This window comes from Nocardiopsis sp. iso_40 (assembly GCF_056173285.1).
Map to the genome: position 1 here is coordinate 3,442,720 of NZ_CM149666.1, position 15,807 is coordinate 3,458,526.

At 70.7% G+C, this 15,807-nt stretch carries 16 protein-coding genes; 3 read left to right on the forward strand and 13 right to left on the reverse strand.

Going from position 1 to position 15,807, the window contains the following annotated elements:
- Window positions 1-27: 27 nt before the first annotated feature.
- From AC0VYD_RS15115 to AC0VYD_RS15130, 4 genes are read right to left on the reverse strand one after another with little or no spacing between them, the layout of a single operon-like run.
- Complete coding sequence (locus AC0VYD_RS15115; protein WP_475476174.1) at window positions 28-915, reverse strand: carbohydrate ABC transporter permease; 888 nt, start codon at window positions 913-915, stop codon at window positions 28-30.
- Window positions 912-1,868 (reverse strand): carbohydrate ABC transporter permease, encoded by a 957-nt coding sequence (locus AC0VYD_RS15120; protein ID WP_475476175.1) that lies wholly within the window; start codon window positions 1,866-1,868, stop codon window positions 912-914. Before AC0VYD_RS15120 ends, AC0VYD_RS15115 begins: the two co-directional genes overlap by 4 nt.
- The gene (locus AC0VYD_RS15125) at window positions 1,865-3,244 is read right to left on the reverse strand and encodes an ABC transporter substrate-binding protein (RefSeq protein WP_475476176.1); all 1,380 of its coding nucleotides are present in this window, start codon (window positions 3,242-3,244) and stop codon (window positions 1,865-1,867) included. The genes AC0VYD_RS15120 and AC0VYD_RS15125 overlap by 4 nt, the downstream gene beginning before the upstream one ends.
- 17 nt (window positions 3,245-3,261) lie before the next feature.
- The gene (locus AC0VYD_RS15130; RefSeq protein WP_475476177.1) at window positions 3,262-4,263 is read right to left on the reverse strand and encodes a zinc-dependent alcohol dehydrogenase family protein; all 1,002 of its coding nucleotides are present in this window, start codon (window positions 4,261-4,263) and stop codon (window positions 3,262-3,264) included.
- Between the two features lie 176 nt (window positions 4,264-4,439).
- On the opposite strand from AC0VYD_RS15130, the gene AC0VYD_RS15135 reads away from it, so the two are divergent.
- Together AC0VYD_RS15135 and AC0VYD_RS15140 are read left to right on the forward strand one after the other, a co-directional pair.
- Window positions 4,440-5,396, forward strand: a complete 957-nt coding sequence (locus tag AC0VYD_RS15135) for a sugar-binding transcriptional regulator (protein ID WP_475476178.1) — start codon at window positions 4,440-4,442, stop codon at window positions 5,394-5,396.
- Between the two features lie 150 nt (window positions 5,397-5,546).
- Window positions 5,547-6,374, forward strand: coding sequence for a glycoside hydrolase family 16 protein (locus tag AC0VYD_RS15140; RefSeq protein WP_475476179.1), 828 nt, complete (start codon window positions 5,547-5,549; stop codon window positions 6,372-6,374).
- Between the two features lie 297 nt (window positions 6,375-6,671).
- Here the strand turns inward: AC0VYD_RS15140 and AC0VYD_RS15145 are convergent, their stop codons facing one another.
- The 4 genes from AC0VYD_RS15145 to AC0VYD_RS15160 form a co-directional block, all read right to left on the reverse strand.
- Window positions 6,672-7,547, reverse strand: a complete 876-nt coding sequence (locus AC0VYD_RS15145; RefSeq protein ID WP_475476180.1) for a class I SAM-dependent methyltransferase — start codon at window positions 7,545-7,547, stop codon at window positions 6,672-6,674.
- Window positions 7,548-7,654: 107 nt separating this feature from the next.
- Window positions 7,655-8,242, reverse strand: a complete 588-nt coding sequence (locus tag AC0VYD_RS15150) for a helix-turn-helix domain-containing protein (protein ID WP_475476181.1) — start codon at window positions 8,240-8,242, stop codon at window positions 7,655-7,657.
- Between the two features lie 270 nt (window positions 8,243-8,512).
- A complete protein-coding gene (locus tag AC0VYD_RS15155; protein WP_452545343.1) occupies window positions 8,513-8,698 on the reverse strand; it encodes a DUF397 domain-containing protein in 186 nt (61 codons plus the stop codon).
- A complete protein-coding gene (locus AC0VYD_RS15160) occupies window positions 8,695-9,504 on the reverse strand; it encodes a helix-turn-helix domain-containing protein (protein ID WP_475476182.1) in 810 nt (269 codons plus the stop codon). The genes AC0VYD_RS15155 and AC0VYD_RS15160 overlap by 4 nt, the downstream gene beginning before the upstream one ends.
- A 346-nt stretch (window positions 9,505-9,850) precedes the next feature.
- Here AC0VYD_RS15160 and AC0VYD_RS15165 point away from each other — a divergent pair, with 346 nt between their 5' ends.
- Window positions 9,851-10,333, forward strand: a complete 483-nt coding sequence (locus AC0VYD_RS15165) for an ATP-binding protein (protein WP_475476183.1) — start codon at window positions 9,851-9,853, stop codon at window positions 10,331-10,333.
- A gap of 33 nt (window positions 10,334-10,366) precedes the next feature.
- On the opposite strand, the gene AC0VYD_RS15170 is transcribed toward AC0VYD_RS15165, so the two are convergent.
- The 5 genes from AC0VYD_RS15170 to AC0VYD_RS15190 all read right to left on the reverse strand — a co-directional run bounded on the left by AC0VYD_RS15170 (window position 10,367) and on the right by AC0VYD_RS15190 (window position 15,797).
- Window positions 10,367-11,203 carry an alpha/beta fold hydrolase gene (locus AC0VYD_RS15170; protein ID WP_475476184.1) on the reverse strand — a complete coding sequence of 279 codons (837 nt, stop codon included), beginning with the start codon at window positions 11,201-11,203 and terminating at the stop codon, window positions 10,367-10,369.
- Window positions 11,204-11,259: 56 nt separating this feature from the next.
- Entirely contained in the window at window positions 11,260-11,829 is a 570-nt protein-coding gene (locus AC0VYD_RS15175; protein ID WP_475476185.1) for a TetR/AcrR family transcriptional regulator, read from the reverse strand.
- A gap of 252 nt (window positions 11,830-12,081) precedes the next feature.
- Complete coding sequence (locus AC0VYD_RS15180) at window positions 12,082-12,393, reverse strand: hypothetical protein (RefSeq protein WP_475476186.1); 312 nt, start codon at window positions 12,391-12,393, stop codon at window positions 12,082-12,084.
- Between the two features lie 363 nt (window positions 12,394-12,756).
- Entirely contained in the window at window positions 12,757-13,509 is a 753-nt protein-coding gene (locus AC0VYD_RS15185) for a class I SAM-dependent DNA methyltransferase (RefSeq protein ID WP_475476187.1), read from the reverse strand.
- A gap of 107 nt (window positions 13,510-13,616) precedes the next feature.
- On the reverse strand, window positions 13,617-15,797 hold the full coding sequence (locus AC0VYD_RS15190) for an alpha-N-acetylglucosaminidase (protein WP_475476188.1): 2,181 nt from the start codon (window positions 15,795-15,797) through the stop codon (window positions 13,617-13,619).
- Between the last annotated feature and the right edge of the window lie 10 nt (window positions 15,798-15,807).

A 15,807-nucleotide genomic window follows, 5' to 3' on the forward strand; every position in this document is an offset into this window, starting at 1 on the left:
CGGAGGCCGAGCGGCGGCGGGCCGCGCCTACTTCACGGCGCCCATGGAGAGCCCGCGCACCAGCTGGCGCTGGGCCGTCCAGCCGATCACCACGATGGGCAGCGAGGCCATGACCACGGCCGCTGACAGCTGCGCCACGAACAGCCCCTCACTGGTGATGAACCCGGTCAGGAACACCGGGACCGTGGCGGCCCGGGCCGCGGTCAGGTTCACCGCGAAGAAGAACTCGTTCCACGCGAAGATCATGCAGATCAGGGCGGTGGCCGCAATGCCCGGCGCCATGATCGGCACCATCACCGACCACAGCACCCGGGGCAGCCCCGCGCCCTCCATCCGGGCGGCCTCCACCAGCGCCTTGGGCACCTCCAGGAAGAACGAGCGCAGCATCCACACCGCGATGGGCAGGTTCATCGCCGTGTACAGCACGACCAGGGTCCACACGTTGTCCAGCATCGACAGGTGTGCGGCGGCGACGTAGATCGGTACCACGACCGCCACGACCGGCAGCATCTTGGTCGAGATGAAGAAGAACAGCACGTCCTGGGTGCGTTTGACCGGGGCCACCGACAGCGCGTAGGCGGCGGGCAGGCCCAGCAGCAGCACCAGCAGCGTGGACGCCAGGGTGGCGACCGCCGAGTTGCCCAGGTACGGCAGGAAGTCCGCCCCCAGCACCGCGGAGAACCGGTCCAGGGTGGGTTGGAAGAAGAGCGTCGGCGGGTCGGTCGCGGCCTGGTTCTCCTCCTTGAACGCCGTCAGCACCAGCCACAGCACCGGGGAGACGAACAGCAGGCCGATGATCCAGGTGAGGGCGGTCAGGACGGGACCGCCCGCACCGGCTCGGGGGCGCTGGCGCTGCGGCGCCCGGACGGGGGGCGGGGCCGTGTCCGCCGTGTGTTCGGGGGCTGGGGCGGTCACGAGTGCGCCTCCTGTGCGTTCATGAACGTGCGGAAGATCAGCCGCAGGGCCAGCATCGCCACGATGATGGTGCCGACCACCACCACGACGCCCATCGCCGCCGACTGGCCGATGTCGAACCCGAGGAAGGTCCGCTGGTAGACGTAGAAGGGCAGGTTGGCGCTGGCGGTGCCGGGGCCGCCCTGGGTCATCATGTAGATGGTGTCGAAGGTGTTGACCACGTACACCGACCCCAGCAGCACGCCCAGTTCGATGTAGCGGCGCAGGTGCGGCAGGGTGATCCAGACGAAGATCTGCCACTTGGAGGCGCCGTCGACCTGGGCTGCCTCCAGTGCGTCGGTGTTCTGGCTCTGGAGTCCCGCCAGCACCAGCAGCATCATGAACGGCGTCCACTGCCACACCAGTGCGACCACCACCGACGCCACCGGCATCTGCGAGACCCAGTCGAAGGTGTCCACGCCCAGCGGCGAGAGCACGAAGTTGACCAGGCCGAAGACCGGCTCGAACATGATGTGCTTCCACAGCAGCGCCGTGGCCACCGGCAGCACCAGGAACGGGGTGATGACGAGCGTGCGCACCACGCCCTGCCCCCAGAACTTCCGGTCCAGCAGCAGGGCCAGCCCGAGGCCGAGCAGCATCGCCGCCACCACGCAGGACGCGGTGATGAGCACGGTGTTGGCCGCGGCGCCGAGGAACTGCCGGTCGGTGAAGACCGCCGCGTAGTTGGCCAGGCCGACCCACGCCTGGGAGTCGGGGCGCAGCAGGTTCCACGACCGGAGCGAGTACACGACGGTCGCCAGGAACGGCAGCTGGGTGACGACCAGCATGAACACCAGTGCGGGCAGCAGTGGTGCCCGGCGCGCCCATCCGGCGGCGCGTCCGCCGCGCCTGGCCGGAGCGGGCCGCACCGGTTTCGCCGGCGCCTCGGGCGGCGGCGCTGTCGCCGTACTCATCGGCCCTCCTCCTTGTAGGTGTCGCCGACGACCTCGGCGTACTCCTGGCTCTGCGCGAGCGCCTCCTCGACGGTGATCCGTCCGGCCACGGCCGCGCTGAGCTGCTGGCTGACCCTGGTGCCCAGGTCCTGGAACTCGGGGATGGCGAGGAAGCCGATGCCCTCGTAGGGCACCGGGCGCGTGCCCGGGTTCTGCGGGTCGGCCCCCTCGATGCCCTGGAGCATGGGTTCGGCGTAGGCCTGCGCGGCCTCCTGGTATTCGGGGACCTCGAAGGTGGAGAGCCGGTTGCCCGGCGGGACCCGCTGCCAGCCGTACTCCTCGGCGACGGTGCGCACGTAGTCCCGGTCGGTCATCCACTCCAGGAAGGCCCAGGCCTCGTCCTTGTGCTCGGAGGTGGCGGGGATCCCCAGGGTCCAGGCGTAGAGCCAGCCGCCGTAGTCGCTCTCGGCCACCGGGGCCGGCGCGTAGCCGTTGAGCCCGGCCACGGTGGCGGTGCTGTCGTCCTCGATGGTGCTGACCATGGAGGTGGAGTCGTAGAACATGGCGGCCCGCCCCTGGGCGTAGTGGTTCAGGCAGTCCCCGAAGCCGCTGTTGGCGGCACCCGGCTGACCGTGCTCGCGGACCAGGTCCACGTAGAAGTCGGCCGTGCGCCGGAACTCGGGTGAGTCGAGTTCGGCGTTCCACTCCTGGTCGTACCAGCGCCCGCCGAAGGTGTTGAGGATGCTGTTGAACGGGCTGAGGACCTCGCCCCAGCCCGCGAGGCCGCGCAGGCAGATCCCGGAGACGCCGGGTTCGACCCCGTCGAGTTCGGCGGCGAGCTCGGCGACCTCGTCCCAGGTGGGTTCGGCGGGCATCTCGACACCGGCCTGTTCGAACAGGTCCGTGCGGTAGGCGAGGAAGGAGGACTCCCCGTAGAAGGGCACCGAGTACATGTCGCCCTCCAGGGACAGGTCCTCGCGCAGGGAGGGGATGAAGTCCTCGTGGTCGTAGTCCGCGGAGGCGTCGATGAAGGGTTGCAGGTTCTCCAGCCAGCCGTACTCGGCCCACTGGCGGGTCTCGTAGTTACTGATCATGACCGCGTCGAACTCTCCCCCGCCGGTCGCCACGGAGGTGGTGATCTTGGCGCGGGCCTCGTTCTCGGGCAGGGACACGAAGTCGACCTCGATGCCGGGGTGCTCCGCGCGGAACTGCGACTGCAGGGAGACGGCGTCCTGCATCTGCGGGTTGGAGACGATGGCGACGGTCAGCCGGACCGTTTCCTCGTCGGAGCCGCCGGCGCCCGCTCCGGCGCAGCCGGTGAGCAGCAGCCCGGCGAGGGCCAGTGCGGTGGCGGCTGTGGTTCGGGGGACGGTGTTTCGGGGGACGGTGGTGCGCACAGTGCTGCACTCCCTGTTCAGGCGGAGGTGTCGGGGACGACCTGGATCTTCACCCCGGCGCCCGAGCGCATCATGGCCAGCGCCTCGGGGAACTTCTCCAGCGGCAGGGCGTCGGTGAGCAGCGGGGCCGTCTGCAGCTCACCGGAGGCGAGGAGGTCGACCGCCGCACCGTAGCTGTTCAGCACGGCCATGGAGCCCACGACGGTGATCTCGTCGTTGTAGATGCGGAACGGCGACAGCGAGACCCGGGCGGCATCGTCGGCGACGCCGAAGACCAGCAGGCGCCCGCCCCTGCGCAGGGAGGTGAACGCGGCCTCGATGGCCTGCGGGGAGCCGGTGACGTCCACTGCGGCGTCGAAGCCCTCGCCGCCCGCTTCGGCGGCGTCGGTCGCGGTGGCCTCGGCGCCCAGGTCAGCGGCCAGGGCCAGGCGGCGGGTGTTGCGGTCGACCACGGTGACGCGCGCCCCGGAGCGCTGGAGCAACTGCTGCAGCAGCAGGCCCATGGTCCCCGCGCCCACCACCAGGAAGCGTTCGCCGACCTCGACGCCGATGCGTCGGACGCCGTGGACCGCGCAGGAGAGCGGCTCCACGAGTGCGCCCTCGCGCATGCTCATCGAGTCGGGGATGCGGTAGCAGTTGGCGGCGGGGACCGCCACGTACTCGGCGAACGCCCCGTCGACGGTGTCGCCGATAGCCCCCCAGTTGGCGCACAGGTTGCCGCGCCCGGCTCGGCAGTATCCGCAGTGCCCGCAGAACAGCGAGGGGTCCACGGCCACCCGGTCGCCCGGGCGCAGCTGGCCGGGGGCCCTGGCGCCGACGGCGGTCACCGTTCCGGCGAACTCGTGGCCGGGCACCAGCGGGTAGGGGCTGGGCGGGAACTCCCCGTCGGCGATGTGCAGGTCGGTTCCGCAGATCCCGCAGGCGCCGACCCGGACCACGACGCCGTCCGGGGCGGGTTCGGGCTCTGGTCGGTCGCCCACGGTGAGGGAGCCCGGTTCGGTGATGATGGCGGCGCGCACGGTTGGAACCCTTCCGAAAGATTCAGGTGCTCGTTTGAGCGACCTGTGTCACATATGTCGGTTCATTGAAGACCCAATCGAAACACCGTGTCAATGGGCTGAGAACAATCGAGTACACTCCTGCCCATATGAGCGATCGGCGTAGTGAGACAGCGACCCCGAACGGCCCTGCGGAGATGGTGCGGCTCGCCGCGATCGCCCGCAGGTTCTACCTGGAGGGGCGGTCGAAGGTGGAGATCGCCGAGGAGTTCGGGCTGAGCAGGTTCAAGATCGCCCGGGACCTGGAGGCGGCCCGGGCCAGCGGGATCGTGCGCATCGACATCCGATTGCCGGCGCGGTTGGCCGGGGAGCTGTCCGAGCGCCTGCGCGAGGCCTTCGGGCTGCGCAGGGCGATCGTCGTGGACACGTTGGAGGACCCCCTGGAGACGCGCCGGGCGCTGGGGTCGGTGACGGCCCGGCTGCTGGCGGAGATCGTACGCCCGGACGAGGTGCTGGGGCTCGCCTGGAGCCGGAGCCTGCAGGAGATGGGCACCGAGGTGGTCGAGCTGCCGCGGTGCACGGTGGTCCAGTTGAACGGGGTGCTGTCGGAGCACACCGAGGCGGGCGGGTCGGTGGAGACGGTGCGCCGGGTGGCGGACCTGTCGGGCGGCCCGGCGTACCCGATCTACGCGCCGCTCATCCTGCCGGACGGCGCGACCGCGGCGACGCTGCGGGCCGATCCGGGCATCGCGGCGGCGTTCGCGCTCTTCGACCGGCTGACGACCGCGGTGGTGGCCATCGGCGGCTGGGACGAGCGCAACTCGACCGTCTACCAGGCCCTGTCCCCCCGGGACCGGGAGAGGTACAGCCGGATGGGTGTGCGCGCGGAGCTGTCCGCCCAGCTCTTCGACGCGCAGGGACGGCAGGTGCACAGCGATCTGGACGAACGGGTGATCAGCATCAGCGCGGACCGGCTGCGCGAGGTACCGGAGGTGGTGGCGGTCGCCGGCGCCGGGGACGAGGCCAAGGCCGTGGCGATCGGTGCGGCGCTCCGGAGCGGCCTGGTGTCGACACTGGTGACCGACAGCGCGGTGGCCGAGGTCCTGCTGGACCGCCGGGCGGATAGTGGTCAGGGAACGCCGGATCTGCGCTGAGCACGAAGAAGACCACGCTCCACCCCTTGTCCGACCGCTTAACTAAACGTAAGGTAACTTTCCAATACCAGGGGTCACCGACTCGGAACACACCGCTGAGGCGACCCGCAGGGAATCCGACTCCGCCCGCAACTCCCCCCGGAGCACGCCATGCGCACCCTGACCTCCGCGACCGCGGTCCTGCTCACCACGGCCGCCCTCCTCTCCCCCGGCACCGCCTCCGCCGAGGCGACGGCACCGGACGCATCCGCCGCCGCGGCGGCGCTCGTCTGGTCGGACGAGTTCGACGGACCGCCCGGGGCCGCCCCCGACCCCGCCAACTGGAACCACGAGACGGGGAACCACGGCTGGGGCAACAACGAGCTCCAGAACTACACCGACAGCCGGGCCAACTCCGCCCTGGACGGCAACGGCAACCTGGTGATCACCGCCCGCCAGGAAGCGGACGGTTCCTACACCTCCGCCCGGATGACCACCCAGAACAAGGTCCAACCCCAGTACGGCAGGATCGAGGCACGCATCCAGATCCCGCGCGGCCAGGGCATCTGGCCCGCCTTCTGGATGCTGGGCGCGGACTTCCCGCAGACCCCCTGGCCGCACTCCGGCGAGATCGACATCATGGAGAACATCGGGCGTGAGCCCCACCTGGTGCACGGCAGCCTCCACGGGCCCGGGTACTCCGGCGGCAACCCCCTGACCGGCTCGTACATGCACCCGCAGGCGTGGTCCTTCGCCGACACCTTCCACGTCTTCTCCGTGGACTGGCGGCCGGGCTCGGTGACCTGGTCGGTGGACGGCAACGCCTACCAGACCTACACCTGGCAGGACACCGGGGGGAACCCGTGGGTGTACGACCAGCCGTTCTTCATGATCCTCAACGTCGCCGTGGGCGGTAACTGGCCCGGCTACCCGGACGGGAGCACCCAGTTCCCGCAGGAGATGCGGGTCGACTACGTCCGCGTGTACTCGCTGGACTGAGCGCGGGCGGGGGTGTTCGGCCGAACACCCCCGCCGCCACCGGCACCCGCGTCCTGCGGTCCGCCGCCCCGGGTCGTCACCGCCTGCGGGGCGCCCCGCGCGCGTGGTTGCGGCCTCAGCCGTTCCACCGGGACCGGAGCCGGTGGACCAACGGTCCCGCCCCCGTTCGGTCCACACCCCACAGAATGTCCGCCCCTCCGTCGGCCGTCCCCGGCGGCCCGCCGCCCCCGCTGTCCCGGGCGGTGTCGGCTCCCGCTGTGCCCGGCCGGGCACGTCGGGGCACGTCGGGGCCCGGGTTCAGCTCTCGCGGCGAGCAGCCCAGACAGAACGCTCGGTCCGCATGACCAGGTCCGCACGGCCCAGGAGGCTGTGCGGACCCTCGGTGTCGAGCAGCCGGTCCAGCGCGGCGAGGTCCTCGGCGGACAGCTCGTGGGCGACGCCGTGCCGGATACGCCGCAGGCCGTTGAGGGCGTACGCGCCGACCGACTCGTTCCCGGCACCCTCCACGCGCACGGTGACCGTGCGCTCGCCCTGGAGGGCGAACCCGGCGGTGACCAGCTTCGGTCCCCAGTCGGCACCGCGGTGGGACACCTGCGCGGCATGCGTCCGGTCACTCGCGGCGTGGCAGCGCTCCTCCAGACCGGGCCGCTCCTGCGGGGCGCCCTCGGGCAGGAAACGCGGGAAACCGGCCAGTTCCACCACCGCGAAGAGGCCGCCGGGCACGAGCAGGCCGTGCACCTTGCGCAGGGCGCGGTCGGGCTCGGCCATGTGGTGCATCGAGGCCGAGGCCCATACCAGGTCCGGTGTGCCGAGATCGGGCCATTCCTCCTGGTCGAGGTCGGCCCGCACGGTGCGCACGCGCTCCTGCAGCCCCTCGGCACGGGCCCTCTCCCGCAGGCGCTGAAGGTGCTCGTCCGAGGAGTCGACGGCGGTGACGTGTGCCTGCGGGAAGCGCGCCAGGAGCGCGAAGGTCCCGGCTCCGGTTCCGCAGCCCAGATCGACGATCCCGCGCGGAGCGGCCCGCAGGGGCAGCCAGGCGGTGATGGCGTCGGTGTACTCGGTGACGACCTCCGCGTCCAGGTCGAGGATCTCAGTCTGGGAGCCGACCGCCCCGTGGTGACGGTGTCCGTGCCGTGTGTCGGAACGGGGCTTGTCCCGGTGTGTGTGGTTCATACGGCCACGCTAGACGCGTTATGCGTATCTGGCACAGGATCTTTCGCCAAACGCAAGACAGTGGCCGTGCGCACTGCCGCACACGCAAGAGCGACGGGCGCGGGAGGTCACGAAGGGGTGCCTGCGGCCTCTTCCCCGCCCCGCCGGTGCCCACGGCGCGCGTCCCGATCGAAGATCCCCAGGATCTCGCAGGGACCGCCCTCGACCCCGATGGCGTGCGGCAGCATCGTCGGGAACTCGGCGGCCTGGTTGGTCCCGACCCGGAAACGCCGGTGGCCCAGCATGAGGACCGCGGTGCCGGAGAGGACCACCAGCCACTCCCTTCCCGGGTGCGCCCGCATGCGCGCGGGGTTGTCCGGCGGCGGTTCGGTCAGCCGTTGGCGCATGACGGTCATCCCGGGGTCTGCCCTGATGGGCCAGCGCATCAGGCCGTGGGCGCCGTCGACCATCGGGCTGATGACGACGTCGTCGGAGGCGGTCTCGACAAGCTGGTCCAGGGTGGTGTCCAACGCGCGGGCGAGGGTCACGAGGCTGTCCAGGGCCAGGCGCCGCTGACCGTTCTCGATGCGGCTGAGCGTGGACTGGCTCAGGTGGGCGCGTTCGGCCAACTCCTCCAGGGACCAGCCCTGGGCCACCCTCAGGGCTCGGATGCGTTTGCGCACCAGGCTGTCCACGTCGCCGTCTTCTCGCGTCATGGGCAGGATGTTATTCCCTTCCCGCGAGGCGGGGGCGGCCTCGCGCCCCACTCTCCCGGACCGGCCGGGCTCCACGCGCAGCAGTTACCCGGTCGGGGCCGAGAACCCGGTGCAGACGACCCTGTCCGATTCCGGGCGTCCGGCCGGTCGGTCCCGGGGCCTTTGGCCCTGGCGGTGTTCTCACCGGCGCGGATAGCCTGATCGGGCCGACATGAAAGCGGACCCCGCCAACTCCTCTGGCGGGGTCCGGTTCACTCCGCGGCGACAACGCTAGGCGCGCCCCGCGGTGGCGAGGAACGCCGTCCATTCTTCGTTGGGCATCTCCAGGTGGCCCAGGGCACGGTTCTGCGTGTCACGCACGAGGACACGGACATCAGCGATATCGCCGCGCGCCTCCACACAGTTGCCGCCCTCACCGTTGCTGTAGCTGGACTTCTTCCAACCGTCGGTGATCATGTGATGCTGCCTCGTATCTCTTCCATCCGGGATCGGGACGCGGGCACCGGCAGAGCTGAGCTTCGCAGGTCCGCGAATGTCCGCTCGTAGCTTGCCACGATCTCGGGTTCCTTGAGGGTCATGCCCGTCTTCTGGCCCTCGACGTAGACGAAGGGGCTGCTGTCAGGGGCGGTACTCAGCCTAAATGAACCGCTCAGGCCCACATGGTCCTCGGTGTCCTCGGGGATGACCTGGACGGTGACGCGGGGGCGGTAACTCAATTCCAGCAGATGGCTGATCTGCTCGGGCATGACCGCGGGGTCGGAGAACCTGCGCAGCAGGACCGATTCGTCCAGGAGAACGGTCATTTTCGGCGGATGGTCGCTTTCCAGGATCTGCTTCCGGTAGAGCCTCGCCCGGACAATCTTCTCAATCTGCCCCGGAGGCGTATAAGGCGATGCGATCTGGCTGATAACCCGGGCATACCGCTCGACCTGCACGAGACCGGGCACAAGTCCGAGAGCGTACTCGCGGATCTCGATGGCGACCTGCTCGTCTTCGGCGACCTCTCGGAAGTAGCCGATCATCCCCGCGGGCGAGAAGGCCGCCTCCCAGGCGTTGAGCAGAACGCCGTTGGCGATAAGGGCATTGTCGATTCGTTCTACTTGTTCGCGCCGCGTCCCCTTTTTCCCTGATTCCAGGTCACTGACGGTGCTCTGGGCGATGACGGCGGCCTTGGCGAGTTCCTGCTGGGTGAGACCCGACTGACCTCGGTACTTCTTGAGCAGCTTACCGAAACGCTCCCGTGCAGCATCGCTTGATCCCACGCCTCACCGCCAATATCGCCGGCCTATCAGTTTGAATAGCTCAGCATACGAATACGAACGTTCTGGGCGATGAATATAGACCAGGCGCGGACCCGGTGGAAGAGTCCGTACCGGCACCTGAGGGTGTCGGTACCGCCACGGGGAGCATCCTCCCGGTGCGAGGCAGCGGTCGGCGGGGGTCGAACCGGTCGGCCGCCGTACCGGGGGCACGAGGGGACGGCCGCGGCAGAGCGCCCCGCCCGCGCCCGGGCGTCCGACCGCCGGACAGGAAAAGCCCCGGTGACCGAAGTGGAGAGCGGTCGCCCGGGGCTGTGACCCCACCCCGAACCACGCGAGGTGAAGACGCATGCAGGATATCGAGGCACGCCCCCGAACACCAGGGACCGGACTCCCGCGCCGCCTCCGGCTGGACCACCCCCACCAACACGGCCTCCTCCTCGGCCACCACCGCGAGTACACGGTCCTGGCCGGCTGGTTCCACACCGTTGCACCCGGCCACGCCACCCGACTGGTCCGGGTCGCCCGCATCCTGGTCGGGAACGCCCACCACCACAGCCGCTCCGGGCTGCCCGGCGGCACCGTCCGGATCGTGCTGGACCGGACCCGGCCCCTGCTCCCCCACCTGTACGTCACCGACGACGGCCCCCTCCAGGAGGACAGCATCGCCTATCCCCGCCTGGAGAAGCGGGCCCCCGGCAGCGGACTGGCCCTCGTCGAGAGACTGTCGGTGTACTGGGACTTCTCCTGGGACTGGGACGGCACCCGTATCCGCGCCACCACCGTGCAGGTCGTGTTCGACCTGACCGCCCTCGGCATGGCCCCAGGATGAGCTGCCGGGACCGCCTCCGCGCCGGTCCGGTGGTCAGGGCATTTCAGGGAGTTTTCTGAGCGCGCCGGCGAACTGTGCGGGGCGTTCGACCGGGCCGAGATGTCCTCCGGGGAGTTCGGTCAGGGGAAGGCGGAGCCGGGCGGCCAGTGCGGCTGCGGTCCGGTAGGGCAGCTGGCCGCGGGAGTCGGTGCCCGCCACGGGGACGAGTCGGCCGGTTCGCGCCTCGAGTGCGGCCAGGTCGGGTTCGTGGGTGGTGAACGGGACCAGGATGTGTTCCAGCATCACCGACTGGAGGTCACCGAGGCTGGCGAAGAGCTCTGCCGACGCGGGGGCGGGCGGTTCGGGTTCGGTGTCGGCGTAACCGTCGAACCAGGCACCGGTGTGGCGGAGCTCGGGCGGCTCCGCTCCGGTGACGGGAGTGGTCATGGCCGCGAACATGAGCGCCTGGGCTTCGGCCAGGCCCCGGGTGCGGGCGGTGGCGCGGACCGATTCGAACGCGGCCCGGTGGCGCGCGGCGTCCGGCAGCAGACTGACCAGCGGCGGCTCGTGGACGACGGCGAGGCGGACGTGGTCGGGGTGGCGGGCCAGCAGCTCGAGGGCGGTGACGGAGCCGGAGCTGAAGCCGAACACGATCGGCGGTTCGTCGAAGAGTTCCCCGATCAGGCCGAGCGCGTCCCCGGCGTGGGTTTCGGGTCGCTGGTCGCCGAGCACGGTGTCCGGCTGTCGTTTCGAGGCCACGCGGCTGGACATGGCGACGACGTCGTGGTGGCCGGCCAGATGCGAGGCGAGCTGGTCGAACACGCCGCCGTGCCCCACGCCGCCGGGGATGAGCAGCAGCGGCGGACCGCTGCCACGGCGGTCGTAGTCCACGGTGGCGTCGTTCAGGGTGAGGGTGCTGGGAGGGATACGTTGCTCCTGTTCAGGGTTCAGCTCTGCGACCAGTTGGTCAGGGTGTGGTGGAGTGCGTTGACCGCGCGTTGCCAGGAGGCGTCCAGGTCACGATCAGCGGTGAAGCCGCCCACGGCCTCCAGGTCGCTGAAGCCGTGGAAGGCGCTGCGCAGCAGTCGGACCGCGTCGGTGGCGTCCGGTTCGGCCAGGTCGTAGCCGCGCAGCAGCGCGTAGCAGGCTTCGATGATGCGCGGCACGCCGGTGGACGCGGCCATCCTCTCGGGCGGCACCGGGTACCGGGTGGCGGCGTACCGGCCCGGATTTCCGGTGGCGAACGCCCGGTAGGCGTCGGCGAAGGCTTTCAGGGCTTCGTGGCCGGACCGTCCGGCCACCGCCCGCCCCAGGGTGTCCGCCCATTCGTCGTGGGCCAGCAGGGCCACGCTCTCCAGGAGGTCGGCCAGGCCTCGGACGTGTGTGTACAGGCTGGCGTCGCGGACGCCGAACCGCTCCGCGAGTACGGCGAGCGTCAGGTGGTCGAACCCGATCTCGTCAGCGACATCGGCGGCGGTGGACACCACTGTGTCCCGGGTGAGTCCCACGCGCGGCATAAGGTTCCTAGCCTTCCTAGGTTTTTTCCTAATATGCCTAGGTTATGGCGTGAGAGCAAGCCCTTCGTCGCCCATGACAGGCTGCCGAGCCGATCGAAGAACCTGCGTGAGGATCACCCGGCAACGAGAGGTGGCCGGATTCCGCCACCGCGCCCCGGGACAACCGGACGTGCCGCAGCGGCACTGCCAGCGGTGTGCTGCTGGGGAGGCAGGCTCACAGGTGTTTCGGCCCGGCCCGCTGCGCCTGCTGTCTCAGTCGAGTTGGTCGGTGGCGGGGCCGTCCGCGCCGTAGAAGCGGCCCTGTTCACACAGGGCGTCGATCTCGGCGTTCTCTTCCTCGCTCAGTTGCCCGTCCAGCGCGACACTGAGCACGTGTCGGGCCCGGGACAGGCGCCGGGCGACATCCCGGTCGGCGACGAACTCGCCGACGGTGTGCTCGTCGGCGGTTCCCAATGCCATACGGGAGCCGAGGCGGTCGAGGGAAACCACGAACTCGTCCAGGTCCTGCAGGACTGCGACGACCTCGTTGAGAGGCAGGCGGATCTCTCGGGAGGACATGTCCATCGTCCGACTCCATTCCAGGGCTGGGCACGGGCACCAGTGATCACGGGGGCGCGGAGACGGACGATCAGGCAGTGGTAGCAGGGCACAGTATAGATCCCGCCCGCTGGCAGACCGTGTCCGAGGTGTTGGCGAGCCGCGTCGCGGGGTGGTCCGCCCGGCGGCGTTGACCGGTCCATCCCCGCGTGCGCGGGGCTCACGAATGAGAAGTCTTCGATCGACATTGTTACCTCGGCCCATCCCCGCGTGCGCGGGGCTCACGGGCTCCCCGGAGGTTCGTTCTGAGCCCTGAGGGGTGCATCCCCGCGGCCGGGCCGTGGGGAGGGCATCCGTCTTCCCGCCCCGCGGGACCGGGGCGGGCCGGCGTCATCCCGAGGCTGGCAGCCGGTAGACGGACACGTGCGAACGGGAGTCGCCGGTGAACTCGGCCCCCTGCCAGTCGGCGTGCCGGGACTCCAGCTCGAAGCCGGCGATGCGGGCCATGAGGTCGAGCTCGCTCGGCCAGGCGTACCGCTGTTTCACCCGGAACACCCGCGCCTGGCGCCCCTCGCCGAACAGGAAGTGGTGCGAGACCAGGTGCTGGTTGACCACGTCGTAGGTGTCCGCGCCGATGTAGCCGGGGTCCGCGGTGAACAGCAGCCCCTCCTGGCCGGGCGGCAGGCGCCGCAGTTCGGGCACCCCCAGTTCCACGACGAAGCGCCCTCCAGGGGCCAGGTGCCCGGCCGCGTTGCGGAAGCACTCGACCTGTTCCTGTTGGGTGAGCAGGTTGGTGATGGTGTTGTAAACGAGGTAGACCAGGGTGAACTCGCCCGGCGCCGTGGCGGTGGCCATGTCGCCGACGACCACGGGCAGCGCGGCCTCGTCCGCCTTGGTGCGCAACTGGGCGACCATCGCCCCGGACAGCTCGATTCCGGTGACGGGCACGCCCCGCGCGGCCAGCGGCACCGCGACGCGTCCGGTGCCGACGGCGAATTCGAGGGCGGCTCCGTCACCGGCGAGCCCGGCCAGTCGGTCCACGCAGGGGTCGAGCGCCTCCGGGGCGAACACCCCCTCGCCGGGGGTGTCGTAGCGGGCCGCCGTCTCGGTGTCCCAGACCCGGGTCGAATCGGTGTCGCTCATCCGGGCAACGTAGCCCGGGGCCCGCGCACGCCGCCACGGGTTTTCCGGGCGGCGGGAGGAGACCCGCCGCACGGGCAGGATCGTGCGGCGGGGCGGTCAGGGAGAGGTCAGGGACGTTCCGTGCGGCCGTAACGGTCCAGGAGCACCCGTGAACGTGCCACCACGTCCCCGCTCTCCTGCGGCGGGTCCGGCACACCGCGGGCCAGGAACTCCTCCTCCCGTTCGAGCAGGGCGCGGTCCAGCCGCGCCGCGGCTCCGACAGGGTCGCTCGCGGCCGATTCCAGCTCCCGGGCCCACAGCTGCCAGCGGGAACGGTAGTAGTCGCCGACCAGCCCCGCCCACATGCGGCTGGCGTAGTCGTCGAGCTGGCCGTCGCCGGGCACGGTCCACACGGTGAGGATCCGGCGGGCGTTGTCGAGCAGCACCCGGCGGTCCTCCTCCCCGGCGGCCCAGGAGGCGGCCCGGTCCTCCCAGTTCCGGTAGGTGTACTCGGGGCGGGTGGCCAGGAGCGCGTCGAGGTGGTCGAACACGGCCAGGAAGTCGGCCAGTTCCTCCTGCGGGACGGTCCCCTCCCTGGCGACGTCCTCGACCAGCTCCAGGTAACGGTGGTCGGCGACCCGTAGCAGGACCGCCATGGCCACGTCCGCCAGGTCCCGTCCCAGGGGACCGTCGGCGAGTCCGGGGGTGTTCTCGGCCGCACCGACCAGGCGCTCCCAGGCGCGGAGGAGGTCCGGCCACGCGTACCAGACCCGGGCGGCGACCCGGGCTCGCAGTTCTCCGGGGTCGGCCAGGTCCCGGTAGTGGGGCCGCTGCCCCAGGACCCCGTACTGGTCGGCCGGGTGGCGGAAGGTGTCGGGGGCAGCGTGGACGGTGGCGAGCAGCCCCCGCCAGGCCTCCAGGAGCGAGGGGTCGTGTCCCCGGCCGTAGCGGCGTTCGACGAAACCGGGCAGCCAGTCGCGCTCCACCCGTTCGGTGCGGGTCCAGGCCTGGTCGACGACCAGGTCGAAGAAGGCGGGGTTGTTGCGGGTGGCCTCCATGGCCAGGCCGATCCCGGCGGGGCGGTTACGGGCCGCCTTGGCGGCGTTGACCCGGTCCAGGGTGCCCTGGAGGTCGGCCATGGGGTCGGTGCGGCCGCCGAAGTTGAGCAGGGCGCACCATATCCAGGTCTTGTCGCCGAAGGAGTCGAAGCGGGTCCACTGGGGTTCGCGCTCGGCGAACAGGTCGAGCAGGAGGAGCCGTTCGTCGGGGATGGCGTCGAGGAAGGCGGTGACCCGTTCGTCGCTCCAGAAGGAGCGCTGGTAGGAGAAGGGCCAACTCTGCATGGTCCACACGGCCTCGGGGTCGGCCCGGGTGAGCCCTTCCAGGGTGGCCGCGGCGATCGCCGCGGGGAAGGAGGGGTCGGCGTCGACCGGGACCATCTCGATGAAGGGGTCGATCGCGTACAGGTGGTCGGTGCCCAGGAGTTCGCGCTGACTGCGGGTGATCCGGGCTCCGACCTCCGCGTACAGGGGGTCCGCGGGGTCGAGTACGTGCGTGACCAGTCCCTGCCAGGTCTGGGTCCTGGTCCGGTCGCCGGGACCGGCCGGGGCCAGTGCGGGGGGAACGTGCCCGGTGAAGCCCGGCAGAACCGGGGTCATGCCGAGGGAGCGTTGGCGTTCCAGGATGCGTCTGCCCAGTTGCAGGTGGGTGTCGGCCCACGAGGCCGGGAGCGGTCCGGCGAAGTGGTCGAGGTTGCCCATGTGGTGCCAGGGCAGGTAGCCGGGTCCGCCGATGAACGCGCGCGCCTGGTCGTCGCTCAGTCCCAGCCGGGTGTAGGCGTCGCGTAGGACGGCCTCGTGGCCCACCGCGGTCAGGGGCGTGGTGACACCGTGTAGCGCCATCCAGTCGGTCTCGCGCTCCCACTCGTCCCACCCCCAGTAGGGGGAGGTGTAACCGGTTGTGCAGAAGTTGAGGTAGTAGACCTGGTCGACCTCGGCGGTGCGGTGTGTGGGCGGGGCGTCGGGGAAGGCGGGGACCGGCAGTGGGAGCCGGGCGTCCCAGTCCACGGTGACGGCGCAGACCTGCCTCAGGTAGGTGTGCAGCCCCACGGCCGCCGCGACGGCGTCGGTCGCGCGGACCGTGAGAGTTCCGGATTCGGCGCGGTACTCGAAGGACCGTTCGGGGACCGGGTACTCGTGCAGGGCGATCGGCGGGTGCGTCGGCCCGAGGATCCTCCCGGCCAGTCCGAGGACCGCCGCCGCCCAGTGCGGGTGCCGGGCGCTGTCGGACGCGCTGTCGGTGTGGGTCATCCGCTCTCCT